The sequence below is a fragment of the Massilia frigida genome (assembly GCF_011682175.1).
GTDB lineage: Bacteria > Pseudomonadota > Gammaproteobacteria > Burkholderiales > Burkholderiaceae_D > Telluria_A > Telluria_A frigida.
Window position 1 is genome coordinate 195,107 of the sequence record NZ_WHJG01000008.1, and the last position, 12,163, is coordinate 207,269.

Below are 12,163 nucleotides of genomic sequence, written 5' to 3' on the forward strand. Positions count from 1 at the left end.
AACGTCCATACTGCGTTACGCCCAGTTGTAAATGTGCATATGACCAATACTTACTCGGCCTTAGATGGAAACCAGTGATGTGAAGCGGCAAAAACTGATCGATGAGGTGCTTGCCGCGCCGCCAGACGGCGAGTGCGCAGCACGTGCTGCCGCCCTGAACGCATGGGAGCGGCTGATGACGCACTTGACCCCGCTGATCGGGGAGGCCGCGCTGTGCGCGATGTACGCGCGCGCGCGCCACCTGACGTTTCCCGATTCGCTGCCGAGTCCGGTTTTGCGGGAGCTGCGTTCGGCCGCGCTCCTGCTCGACCAGCTCGGCACGCAGCTGGGCGCCATGGAGCCGCAGGCGGCGGACGCCTTCCACCGCGCGATGCTCGAGAGTTATACCCGGCTGCTGGCGGGCCTGATAGGCGAGGCCCTCACGGTCCGTCTGATGAATACAGCATGGACCGAGCGGTCCGGCGGAAAGAGTACATGAACCTGAAAGTGCAGCTGGGCCTCCAGCCGACCGGCGTGCCCGGGCTCGACACCCTGCTGGGCGGCGGCCTGAGCGAGTTTTCCTTCAACGTCATCGCCGGCGCGCCAGGGAGCGGCAAAACCACGCTCGCGCATCAGATGATGTTCGCGCTGGCCGGCCCGCACAAGAAAGCCCTGTTTTTCACCGTGCTCGGCGAGCCGCCCCTGAAAATGCTGCGCTACCAGCAGCAGTACCGGTTTTTCGATATCGACAAGATCGACGACAGCATCCGCTACGTGAACCTGGCCGACGACCTGCGCGCGGGCGACTTCAGCGGCGTGCTCGAACGCATCACGCGCGAAGTCGAAGCGTTTTCCCCCGGCCTGGTGTTCGTCGATTCGTTCCGCTCGGTGGTGCAGATGGCGAAAAACGGCAACGAGGGCGTCAGCGACCTCCAGTATTTCATCCAGGAACTCGGTACCCGCATGACCAGCTGGCAAGCGACCACCTTCCTCATCGGCGAATACGCCAACGCCGAGATCGAAGCCAATCCCATCATGACGGTGGCCGACGGCATGCTATCGCTGACCAATGATATCGTGGGCAATTCCTCGGTGCGCAAGATCCGCATCATCAAGATGCGCGGCCAGGCCCATTTGCTGGGCGCGCACACTTTCCGCATCGACGCCGGCGGGGTCAAGATCTACCCGCGCATGCTGCCGCCGCTGGCCGTCGTGCCGGCCCAGGCGGCCGCGTCGGTACGGGTTTCCATAGGTAACGCGGAACTCGACGCCATGCTCGGTGGCGGCTTGCCGTCCGGACACGCGGCGATGGTGGTCGGCCCCTCCGGCTCGGGCAAGACCATCCTCGGCACGGCCTTCCTGGCGCAGGGCGCGCGCCAGGGTGAACGCGGCGTCATCGCCTGCTTCCAGAAAGACGCGGCGCACTTGCGCAATGCCGAACTCGATACCCTGATCCGCAATGGCGAGGTGGCCCTGGTGCAGAGCCGCTCGCTCGACCTGTCGGTCGAGGAAATCCTCGACGACCTGATCACCGCCGTCGAAGGCAGCGGCGCCAAGCGCGTGGTGATCGATTCGCTGTCCGAGGTCAGCCTGTATCTGGCGCCCGAGTTCCAGAGTGACTACCGGTCCTCAGTGTTCCGCATCCTGGCGGGCCTGGTGCGCCTGGGGGTGACGGTGATGGTGACCATGGGCCTGGACGACCGCTTCACCGAGCTGCGCTTCAGCCAGTCCGACACCGGTTTCCTGGCCGACGCCATCGTCGCCATGCGCTATGTCGAGCTGGAAGGCCGCCTGGCCAAGGTGCTGACGGTGGTCAAGGTGCGCGGCAGCGCCCACAGCACCGACTTGCGCCGCTACAGCATCGACGCGGGCGGCCTGCGCATCGAGCCCGGCGCGCTAGCGTACAACGGCCTGCTGTGCGGGCGGGCCACGGCCATCCTGGCGCCGGAATAGGGGACATCATGGCGATTCACCACAGCCCGGAAGGATCGCTTGCCATCACGTCAACCCATGACGCGGCGCTGCCGGCCGACTGCGCCGATCCCGCCACCCTGCGCGCGATGCTGGCGCAGCTCGCCGGCGAGGTGGCCAGCCTGCGCGCCGCCGCCGCAGTCCAGGCCACCCTGGGCGATGAATTACGCGAAGCGAACGGCAACCTGGTGCTCGCCACCCTGGATGCGCGCACCTTGCGCGACGCGGCCGAGGGGGCACAGCGGCACCAGAACGAATTCCTGGCCATGCTGGCGCACGAGCTGCGCAATCCGCTGGCACCCATCAGCCTGGCCAATGCCATGCTGGTACGGCTGCCCGAACCGTCCAGCGAGTTGCTGAACGTGCATGCGATCATCTACCGCCAGGTGCAGCACCTGACCCGGCTGCTGGACGACTTGCTGGATGCGGCGCGCATCAGCAGCGGCAAGATGTCGCTGCTGCGCAGCCCGATGCCGTTGGCGGACTTGCTGCGCCGTGCCGTGCAGACGGTCCAGGTCAGGATGCTGGAACGGCAGCAGCAGGTGCAGCTGGACTTGCCCGAGGAACTCATCGTCGACGGCGACCCGGTGCGCCTGGCGCAAGTGTTCGCCAACCTGCTGGTGAACGCCTCGAAATACACGGGCGACCATGGCCTGGTGCGGGTGGCCGCGCGCGCCCACGACGGGTTTGCGGTGGTCACCGTGAGCGACAATGGCGCCGGCATGGATGCGGACGTGCTGGCCAACGTGTTCGACCTGTTTACCCAGGGGCCGCGCGCGCTGGCGCGGGCCGAAGGCGGCCTCGGCATCGGCTTGAACGTGGTGCGCAACATCATCGAGCTGCACGGCGGCAAGGTGGTCGGCAGCAGCGATGGCCTGGGATTGGGCAGCGTCTTCACCGTGTACCTGCCGTTGGTGGCCCCCGGCGGCCCCGTGGTCGTGCCGCCGCGCGTCGGCGAGGTGCCGGTCGTGCGCCGCATCCTGCTGGTCGAAGACAACCTGGACGCCAACGAAACGCTGGGCCGCCTGTTGCAGGGCGAGGGCCATCTGGTCACCTTGGCCTACGATGGCGTGGCCGGCCTGGCGCTGGCGCGCGCCCGCGCGTTTGATGTGCTCATCTGCGATATCGGCTTGCCCGGGCTGGACGGTTACGAGTTGATCCGCCAGCTGCGCAAGACCGCGGGCGCGCACATTCCCTTTGCCATCGCCATTTCCGGTTATGGCCAGGTGGAAGACCGCATGCGCGCCATCGCGGCCGGTTTCGGGCAGTATCTGGTCAAGCCGCTCGACGCCGACGCCTTGCTGGCCCTGGTGGCATCGAGCACCGTCACCCGCTTCATCGCCGCCGCCGTACAGCCGTGTTAGGCCACGGCGGCGCGGAACGAGCACAGCGGCTTCGCCGCTACCTTGATGAGCCGGGTTTTGCGCTCATAGTCTGTTACTCAAGGTGATTTCATGTTCTCTTCCCGTATTGCATGGCCGCGCCAGCTGGCGCTCGCCGGCCTCGGTGTCGCGCTGCTGACCTTGTATACGGTTGGCGCGCTGGCCCTGGCCGGCCCGGCCGGTTCGCCTGTGCTGATGGCCCTGTTCGGCGCGGCCGCGCTGCTGGCCCCACTGTGCCTGTGGCTGTGCAACCGGCCCGCGCGCGTCATGCTGCGCACGCTCAAGGACCCGCCCGACAGCGGCCGCGCGCTGGTGCAGCGCCTGATCAAGTCGGAAGCCTTGCAGGACGCCATTTTCAACAGCGCCAATTTCTCCAGCATCGCCACCGATGCCCAGGGCGTGATTCAGATTTTCAACGTCGGCGCCGAGCGCATGCTGGGCTACGCGGCGACCGACGTGGTCGACCTGATCACCCCGGCCGCGTTTTCCGATCCGCAAGAAGTGATCGCGCGCGCCGCCGCCCTCAGTGCCGAACTCGACACCCCGATCGCGCCCGGCTTCGAGGCCCTGGTGTTCAAGGCCTCGCGCGGTATCGAGGATATCTACGAGCTGACCTACATCTGCAAGAATGGCAGCCGCCAGCCGGCGGTGGTGTCGGTGACGGCGCTGCGCGACGCCGGCGGCGCCATCATCGGCTATTTGCTGATCGGCACCGACAATACCGCGCGCAAGAATGCCGAGCAGGCGCTGGTGCGGGCGGGTGCGTTGCAAGCGGCCATCTTCAACAGTGCCAATTTCTCCAGCATTGCCACCGATGCCCAGGGCGTGATCCAGATTTTCAATGTCGGCGCCGAAAAAATGCTCGGCTACGCCGCCGGCGACGTGGTCGACCGCATCACCCCGGCCGATATTTCCGAGCCGGAGGAAGTGGTGGCGCGCGCCGCCAGCCTCAGCGACGAACTCGACACCCCGATCGCCCCCGGTTTCGAGGCGCTGGTATTCAAGGCCTCGCGTGGGATCGAGGATATCTACGAGCTCACCTACATCCGCAAGGATGGCAGCCGCTTCCCGGCGGTGGTGTCGGTGACCGCCCTGCGCGACGCCGACGGCGCCATCATCGGCTATCTGCTGATCGGCACCGACAATACCGCGCGCAAGCGGGTCGAGGCCGAACAGGCGCTGCTCGACCAGAGCTTGCGCGACCAGCAGTTCTACACCCGCTCGCTGATCGAATCGAATATCGATGCGCTGATGACCACCGATCCGCGTGGCATCATCAGCGATGTGAACCACCAGATGGAAAAGTTGACAGGCTGCACCCGCGATGAGTTGATCGGGGCCCCGTTCAAGAATTATTTCACCGATGCCGCGCGCGCCGAGGCCGGCATCAAGCGGGTGCTGGCGTCGGGCAAGGTCACCAATTACGAATTGACCGCGCGCGCCCGCGACGGCAAGGAAACGGTGGTCTCGTACAATGCCACCACCTTCTACGACCGCGACCGCAAGCTGCGCGGCGTGTTCGCCGCCGCGCGCGACGTCACCGAGCGCCAGCACTTCGAGCAAGCCTTGCAGGCCAATAACGTCGAACTGGAAGCGGCCCGGGCGGCCGCCGAAAAGGCCAACCAGGCCAAGTCGGATTTCCTGTCGAGCATGAGCCATGAATTGCGCACCCCGCTCAACGGCGTGCTTGGCTTTGCCCAGCTGATGGCCTCGGACGATCCGCCGCCCACCGTCAAGCAGCAGCGCTCGATCAACCAGATCCTCAAGGGCGGCTGGTATCTGCTGCGCTTGATTAATGAAATTCTCGACCTGGCCCAGATCGAGTCGGGCAAGATATCGATGTCGACCGAACCGATGTCGCTTTCCGACGTGCTCGACGATTGCTACGAGCTGGTCGGGCCGCAGGCGGCCGCGCGCGGCATTTTCCTGCTGTTCCCCACGCCCGGCACGCCGTTCTACATCCACGCCGACCGCGTGCGGGTCAAGCAGGTGCTGATCAATCTGCTGTCGAACGCCATCAAGTACAACAGCGCCGAGGGATCGGTCCATGTGGCGTGCAGCGCGCGCGCGGACGGCATGGTGCGGGTGTGCGTGACCGACACCGGCGCCGGCCTGGGGCGCGAGCAGCTGGCGCAACTGTTCCAGCCGTTTAACCGCCTGGGACAGGAGAGCGGAGCGGAAGAGGGCACCGGCATCGGCCTGGTCGTGACCAAGCAGCTGGTCGAGCTGATGGGGGGCAGCATCGGGGTCGAGAGCGAGCCCGGATCCGGTTCCCGCTTCTGGGTCGACTTTGCGTCCTGCGCCGCGCCGGTGGCCGCGCCACCGCTGTCGGCCCTGGACGCCGCCGCGCTGGCGCGCGCCCGTCCGGCAGCGGGCGCTGCGCTGCGCACCCTGCTGTACGTGGAAGACAATCCCGCCAACCTGCTGCTGGTGGAGCAATTGATGGAGCGCCGTCCGGACTTGAAACTGCTCACCGCGATCGACGCCCACCTGGGCATCGCCCTGGCGCGCGCCTACCAGCCCACGGTGATCCTGATGGACATCAACTTGCCCAACCTGAGCGGCTTTGGCGCCCTGCGCATGTTGCGCGGCCACCCCGAGACGGCGCATATTCCGGTGCTGGCGCTGTCGGCCAATGCCATGCCGCGCGATATCGCGCGCGGCATGGAGGCCGGATTTTTCCGCTATCTGACCAAGCCGATCCAGATCGCCGAATTCATGGCGGCGCTCGACCTGGCCTTGCAGCACGCGCAGCAGCCCGGCCACGATCCGCTGCCGGCGCTGGTGCACTGAGCCGAAGGCGCGGCCGCCTCAGGCTTGCAGCAGCTGCGCGAAGCGCTCTTCGGTGGTGGCCGGCGAGAACAGGAAACCCTGCGCGTAGTCGCAGCCGGCCTGGCGCAGCCAGTCGCGCTGGCTGGCCGTCTCGACCCCTTCGGCGATCACCTTCAGGCCCAGCTTGTGCGCCATCATGATAATGGTTTCGGCAAAGATCTGGCTGCGCGGGTTGGTGGTGAGCATGTCCTTGACGAAGGATTGGTCGATTTTCAGGAAGTCGACCTTGAACTTGTTCAAGTAGGCCATCGATGAGTAACCGATGCCGAAATCGTCGATTGTGAGCTGGACCCCGGCCCGCTGCAGCCGCGCCAGCTTGTCGCGCACGCCGGGTGAATCGTCGAGCAGCACGCCCTCGGTGATTTCGACCGCGATGCGCGACCCGGCGCGCTCGAACATGGCCATGTCTTCGTCCCAGCAATGGCGGATCACGCGGCTCATGAACCCGACCGGCGACTTGTTGACGCTGATCTGGAAGGGCGCGCCCGTCAGTTCGCTCAGGCGCGCCGCGCAGGGCACCGCCTGCGCCAGCACCCAGGCATCGATCTCGCCGATCAGGCCGGTTTCCTCGGCGATCCCGATAAAGTCCTGCGGCAGCACCAGGCCGCCGTCCGGATGGTGCCAGCGCACCAGCGCTTCGGCCTTGACGATGGTCCCGCTGGCCAGCTCGACGATGGGCTGGTAATACACGCGCAGCTCGCGCCGCGCCAGCGCCTGGCGCAGCTGGTCGATTGAGCGCAGGCGCGCCCAGGCCGAATCGCGGATGTCGGGCGTGAAATAGCTGAAGCGGTTGCGGCCCGCGTTCTTGGCCACGAACATGGCCTGGTCGGCATTGCGCAGCAAGTCGTCGGGCAGGTGCGCGTCTTGCGGACAGATGGTGATGCCGACGCTGCCCGACACGTGCAGCTCCTTGTCCGCGAGCGCGAACGGGCGCGCCAGCTCGGCCAGGATCTGGCACACCAGCACCTCGACAAACGCGATCCGGCTCACTTCGTTGAGGATGACGGTGAATTCGTCGCCGCCGATGCGCGCCACCGTGTCGGTCGCGCGCACGCACGCCTGCAAGCGCTGGGCGACCTGGCGCAGCAGCAGGTCGCCGGCATCGTGGCCGAAGCGGTCGTTGACTTCCTTGAAGCCGTCCAGGTCGATGAACAGCACGGCCAGCGCGAACTCGGTGCGGGCCGCGCGCCGCACGTCGTGCTCGAGCCGCTCGCGGAACAGGACGCGGTTGGGCAGGCCGGTCAGGCTGTCGTAATAGGCATTGCGCAGGATTTGCGCTTCCGACGCCTTGAGCTCGGAAATATTGCGCGCCGTGCCAGTAATGGAATCGATCGTGCCATCTTCGTTCACTACCGGGATCAGGATGTAGCGGTAGCTGTGCTCGGTGCCGTCGGCCAGGGTGCATTGCAGTTCGCCGCGCCCGGTGGCACCGGTGTCGGCCACGGCGCGCAGGTCGCGCCCGAGCTGGGCGGCGAAGGCGGGGCAGAAATCGGCCAGGTGCTGCCTGGCGGCCGGCGTGGCGGGCGTGCCGAGCAGCTTGCCGAGGGCCTGGTTGGCGTACAGCAGCAAGCCGTCGACATCGGTAATGCAGTGCAGGTCGGGGGTGGCCGAGAGCAGGGTATCGAAGCGATGCGCGAGTTTATCTTTTTCGGAGAAGAAGGCTTGCAGCGACTCTTCCAGCGCCTGGTCGACGGCATCGTTGAAGCGGATCATGTCCTCGCTGCCGAGATCGTGTTGATGCTCGCAGGCCGCCCACAGATGCATGACGCTGGCGCGCAAGGCGCGAAACTCGGCAATGGTGTCGCTGGCGCTGAAGCCGATGCCCACCCGCGCGGCCCCGTGCCGGCCGGCCTGGGTGTCCGGCTGGGAAACCGGCGCGGGAGGCGGAGCGGCGTCTGGCGCCGCCGACGGCAGGTCGAGCGCGTCGGCGATGGCGTGCAGCATGCCGGCCGCGTGGTCGCGCAGGGTGGATGCCGGCAGGTAGCGCGCCGCCGGAATGCTGCGCGCAAAGTCATCCCAGTTGCGCAGGATATCTTGCAGGTGGGTGCGGATGAAGCGCGCAATGCGCGCCTCGGTGGGGGGAGAAGGCTGGTCCATGGGAATCCGAACGATAGTGGCGACCATTCGACAAGCGTGCACGCATGAAAGTTCCGACTTTTTTTGCGCGAATGGCGCAGGCCGGCCATTGACAGGATCGTGAGACGGGGCGGCGCCACGGCGCTATCGTCGAATTCGTACGCCCGCCCCGCGTTTCCACCTTACTCAAGGAGAACATCATGAAGCCCTTAGTCAAGCGCATCTTGTCAGTCTCGCTCGCGAGCGTGCTGGCCTGCCAGGTGCCGGCTGCGCAGGCACAGGCGGACGCGCGCGCCGTCGCCGCCGCGCCGCAGGGCGGGATGCCGGGCGCCGCTCCGCCCGCGCAACAGGAATGGCTGCGCGCGCTCGGCCTGGCGGTGCAGGTGCGCTACTGGAGCGAGATGGCGCTGCGCGCCAATGCGCTCGACCATACCCCGCCGCCGCCCGGATCGGCGCGCGTCTGGCGCGAACAGTTCGGCCCGGCGCGCAGTGCGCGCGCGCTGGCCATTTTCCACCTGGCCCTGTACGAAGCCGTCAACGCCGCCGTACCGCTCTATCCGAGCTACACCGGCATGCTGCCGGCGCCCGCCGCCAGCGCCCCCGAGGCGGCGCTGGCGCGCGCCGCGCGCGATACCCTGATGGCGCTGTACCCCGCGCAAGCGGCCAGCTTCGCGCAAGCCTACCTGCGCGGCATGGCCCGCCTGCAAGCGGGGCGCGCGCGCGACAACGGCGCCGAGACCGGCCGCCGCGCCGCCGCCGCCGTGCTCGCGATGCATGCGGCGCGCGAGGCCACCTATGAAGACCGGATCGTCGGCGTCGACTTTTTCCCGAGCAATGCGCCCGGCAAGTGGCGGCCCGATCCGGTCAGCCGCGATCCGCTGGCGCTGGCCGCCGTGTGGCAGCCGGTGCGCCCGTTCGTGGTGCCATCGGCCCTGGCGTTCCGGCCCGCGCCGCCGCCGGCCCTGACCAGCAGCGCCTACGCCGCCGCCTTCGAGGAAGTCAGGCAGCTGGGCGGCAATGGCGTGAGCACCCCGACCCGGCGCACGCCGGCGCAAACCGTGGCCGGCATTTTCTGGTCGTACGACGGCTCGCCCTGGATCGGCAGCGCACCGCGCATGTACAACCAGATCGCGCTCGATATCGGCGCCCGGCGCGGCCTGGGCGGCATGCAGATGGTGCGCATGCTGGCCCTGGTCAACGTGGCGCTGGCCGACACCTGCCTGACGGTGTGGGGCACCAAGTATACCGAGCAATTCTGGCGCCCGGTGACCGGCATCCGCGAAGCCTCGCCCGGCAGCAGCCCGACCGGCCTGGGCGACGGCAATCCGGCCACCCGGGGCGACCCGCAATGGACGCCGCTGGGGGCGCAGGCGAGCAACACCACGGACCCGGATTTCACGCCGCCGTTCCCCTCCTATCCTTCCGGTCACGCCAGCTTCGGCGGCGCGCTGTTCCAGACCCTGCGCCGCTTTTACGGCACCGATGCGATCGCCTTCAGCTTCGTGTCCGATGAATTCAATGGCATCACGCGCGACAACAGCGGCCAGGTGCGGCCGCGCCTGGTACGCGGGTTTTCCCGCCTGAGCCAGGCGGAGGAAGAAAACGCCCAGAGCCGGATTTACCTGGGCGTGCACTGGCCGTTCGACAAGCGCGCCGGGTTGGCGGTCGGACGCCGCGTCGCCGATTATGTGTTCGAGCGCGGCTTGCTGCCCCCGGCGGCCCCGGCCGCGCCAACGCCGTAACGGGGGCGCCGGCACGCGCCGGCGCCGTTCAAGGCCGGGACTACAACTTGGCGGCGAGCAGGGCTTCGAGGCGCAGGTCGTCGCGCGCGAACAGGACATGGTCGGCATGGCCGCAGACCAGCGCGCGCCAGCCGATATACACGCCATAGGCGCGCTCGTACCGGTAGCGCGCTTCGGCCCCGCTCTGGCGGCGCGCATCGGCCATGAGCTGTGCGATCTGGTCCGCGCAGTGAGCAGTGATCGCCGCGTAGGAATAAAGGTGCTGCGCGCGGGGGGGAGGGGGCCTTGTTTGCATCATGGTTTGCCAGGTAAGCGGCACAATCGCCGGGCCACCGACCCCCATGCTGAAAGACGAAGGGGGGCTGTATCCACCTTGGACAGCACCGCGCACCACGGGTTCCCGGCCGGGCCGACTGCTGTCACGATCCGGCAAGCGTGCGCGCCCGCCACGGCGATCTCTTTACAATACGGAATGACTACCAAGATCGCCGACGAAGAGCGCGTCAATTTCAGCGACAGGCTCAAAACCGCGCTACGCGCTGCCGGGGTGCCGGCCGCACCGACGCTCTTCATGCGGGCGTATAACCTGCGCGCCGATGGAGCCTCCGTGACGCCGCACGCGGTACGCAAATGGCTTTCCGGGGAAGCCATTCCGACCCACGAAAAGATCGTTATCTTGGCCACCTGGCTGGGGGTGCACGCGGCCTGGTTGCGCTTCGGCGATGCCGAAAACGCGGACACGGCCGCCGTCGGCCTGCCATCCTCGATGTTGTCTGGTGAGAATCTTGCCATGATGAACGACATTGTGTCCCTGCCCGCCTCTACCCAGCAGATTCTGCGCGAGATCATCGACGCCTTCGTGCGCAATCACCGGGCCGGAAGTCTGCGTTCCGATAAAAAAGGGAAGCGCCAATAAGGCGCGGCCGTGGCTTCAACTCTCGCGCCAGCCGGCCCAGTAGGGGACCGCGAAAAACCTACTGCGCGGCGCAATTTTCGCCCTGCGATGCTCACCGTACCTTCGTACGGCTGCGCTTCTCTGACGAAACTTGCACCGCTCGCTACGGTTTTTCGAGGCCCCCAGTAGCGCGCCATGGCCGGTACCCGGCTGGCCACGAATTCGCCCTTGCCGACAGTGACGAGACTGGTGGAGAAACCCGCTTCGGCGGCCACGGCCTGCATGAAAGGCGCCATCTCCGCCGCATGCGAGGTGGCTTTGTCGACGATCAGCATGCCGTGCGGACGCAGCACGCGCTTGATGTCGGCCCACCAGCCAAGATATTCGCTGCGTTGGGAATCGAGGAAAGCCAGGTCGTAGGAGTAATCGGACGAGCGCGCCGGCGTCGCCCTCGACCTGTTCGATGGTGCGCCCCAGGCCGGATGCGGCAATATTTTCCCGCGCCATGCGCAGCTTGAGCGGCGCCATGTCCACCGTGGTGACCTTGCCGTCGTTTGCCGCCACGGCATCGGCCAGCCACAGCGTCGAATAGCCGTTCGAAGTGCCGATTTCCAGGATCTCGCGCGCCCCCATGGCGCCGATCACGTGCGCCAGGAACTCGCCCGTGCCGCGCGTGATGTCGAGCATGCGGCGTCCGCGCTCGTCGATGGCGGCATCATTTTCTTCGCCGAATTGTTCGATGTCGCTTAGCTGTTTTTGCAGAGTTGCATTCACGCAGAAGTTGCTGGCTGGTTGCTGAGTGGATGGAAATTATCGCAGCTTGGCCGTCCACGCGCAGCGCCGGCGCTCCGCTGCAGTCGTCAGGTGCGACTTTCCGAAACAGGTGCGATATGTCGGAAATGATTGCGAAACCGGCTTTCTGGGACAACCTGACTTGCACCGACATCCGTCTCACCAACTTCGATAGCTCAGTCGTCAGGCAAGATTTATTGTGACACCAGTTCTGAAACGGAAGAGACAGTGATCCCAAATCCTTCATACACTTTATTCAAATCCCCACCCTTTCCCCATCCTGAGAATGTCGAATCCAGCTTTCCATTTCGAAAAAACAGGAAAACGGGCGATACCCAATGGGTGACCTCTGGCCATTCTTCCCGGCGGCTCTATGACGTTTTCGGTGAAACTTGACGACCGCCACGGTATCGCCTAATTGAAACCGACCGCTTCGCGGCGGCCTGCAAGGGATTGACGGGTAAATGAGCGAGTTTGGACATGCGCAGATAGGC

Annotated in this window: 9 protein-coding genes; 6 read left to right on the forward strand and 3 right to left on the reverse strand. The window is 66.4% G+C overall.

Going from position 1 to position 12,163, the window contains the following annotated elements; all coding sequences use genetic code 11:
- Positions 1-64 precede the first annotated feature (64 nt).
- The 4 genes from F2P44_RS10995 (at position 65) to F2P44_RS11010 (ending at position 6,125) form a co-directional block, all read left to right on the forward strand.
- Positions 65-478, forward strand: coding sequence for a hypothetical protein (locus F2P44_RS10995; RefSeq protein ID WP_167086738.1), 414 nt, complete (start codon positions 65-67; stop codon positions 476-478).
- Positions 475-1,932, forward strand: a complete 1,458-nt coding sequence (locus F2P44_RS11000; protein WP_167086739.1) for an ATPase domain-containing protein — start codon at positions 475-477, stop codon at positions 1,930-1,932. The genes F2P44_RS10995 and F2P44_RS11000 overlap by 4 nt, the downstream gene beginning before the upstream one ends.
- Before the next feature lie 8 nt (positions 1,933-1,940).
- Positions 1,941-3,314 (forward strand): hybrid sensor histidine kinase/response regulator, encoded by a 1,374-nt coding sequence (locus F2P44_RS11005; protein ID WP_167086740.1) that lies wholly within the window; start codon positions 1,941-1,943, stop codon positions 3,312-3,314.
- Positions 3,315-3,599: 285 nt separating this feature from the next.
- The gene (locus F2P44_RS11010; protein WP_167086754.1) at positions 3,600-6,125 is read left to right on the forward strand and encodes a hybrid sensor histidine kinase/response regulator; all 2,526 of its coding nucleotides are present in this window, start codon (positions 3,600-3,602) and stop codon (positions 6,123-6,125) included.
- A gap of 18 nt (positions 6,126-6,143) precedes the next feature.
- Here F2P44_RS11010 and F2P44_RS11015 read toward each other — a convergent pair whose 3' ends face one another.
- Complete coding sequence (locus tag F2P44_RS11015) at positions 6,144-8,261, reverse strand: putative bifunctional diguanylate cyclase/phosphodiesterase (protein WP_167086741.1); 2,118 nt, start codon at positions 8,259-8,261, stop codon at positions 6,144-6,146.
- Between the two features lie 179 nt (positions 8,262-8,440).
- On the opposite strand from F2P44_RS11015, the gene F2P44_RS11020 reads away from it, so the two are divergent.
- Positions 8,441-9,982: a vanadium-dependent haloperoxidase gene (locus F2P44_RS11020; RefSeq protein ID WP_167086742.1), complete on the forward strand. Its 1,542-nt coding sequence runs from the start codon at positions 8,441-8,443 to the stop codon at positions 9,980-9,982.
- Positions 9,983-10,022: 40 nt separating this feature from the next.
- Here F2P44_RS11020 and F2P44_RS11025 read toward each other — a convergent pair whose 3' ends face one another.
- Positions 10,023-10,187, reverse strand: a complete 165-nt coding sequence (locus F2P44_RS11025) for a hypothetical protein (RefSeq protein ID WP_167086743.1) — start codon at positions 10,185-10,187, stop codon at positions 10,023-10,025.
- 267 nt (positions 10,188-10,454) lie between these two features.
- Between F2P44_RS11025 and F2P44_RS11030 the strand changes: the two genes are divergently transcribed.
- Positions 10,455-10,898, forward strand: coding sequence for a hypothetical protein (locus tag F2P44_RS11030; protein WP_167086744.1), 444 nt, complete (start codon positions 10,455-10,457; stop codon positions 10,896-10,898).
- Between the two features lie 15 nt (positions 10,899-10,913).
- Here F2P44_RS11030 and F2P44_RS11035 read toward each other — a convergent pair whose 3' ends face one another.
- On the reverse strand, positions 10,914-11,651 hold the full coding sequence (locus F2P44_RS11035) for an O-methyltransferase (RefSeq protein WP_370662666.1): 738 nt from the start codon (positions 11,649-11,651) through the stop codon (positions 10,914-10,916).
- Positions 11,652-12,163 lie beyond the last annotated feature (512 nt).

What these genes read in the sequence shown, in the direction of transcription:
- F2P44_RS10995 (WP_167086738.1), top strand. Translation starts at nt 65, where the DNA reads ATGGAAACCAGTGATGTGAAGCGGCAAAAACTGATCGATGAGGTGCTT.
- F2P44_RS11000 (WP_167086739.1), top strand. Translation starts at nt 475, where the DNA reads ATGAACCTGAAAGTGCAGCTGGGCCTCCAGCCGACCGGCGTGCCCGGG.
- F2P44_RS11005 (WP_167086740.1), top strand. Translation starts at nt 1,941, where the DNA reads ATGGCGATTCACCACAGCCCGGAAGGATCGCTTGCCATCACGTCAACC.
- F2P44_RS11010 (WP_167086754.1), top strand. Translation starts at nt 3,600, where the DNA reads ATGCTGCGCACGCTCAAGGACCCGCCCGACAGCGGCCGCGCGCTGGTG.
- F2P44_RS11015 (WP_167086741.1), bottom strand. Translation starts at nt 8,261, where the DNA reads ATGGACCAGCCTTCTCCCCCCACCGAGGCGCGCATTGCGCGCTTCATC.
- F2P44_RS11020 (WP_167086742.1), top strand. Translation starts at nt 8,441, where the DNA reads ATGAAGCCCTTAGTCAAGCGCATCTTGTCAGTCTCGCTCGCGAGCGTG.
- F2P44_RS11025 (WP_167086743.1), bottom strand. Translation starts at nt 10,187, where the DNA reads ATGGCCGATGCGCGCCGCCAGAGCGGGGCCGAAGCGCGCTACCGGTAC.
- F2P44_RS11030 (WP_167086744.1), top strand. Translation starts at nt 10,455, where the DNA reads ATGACTACCAAGATCGCCGACGAAGAGCGCGTCAATTTCAGCGACAGG.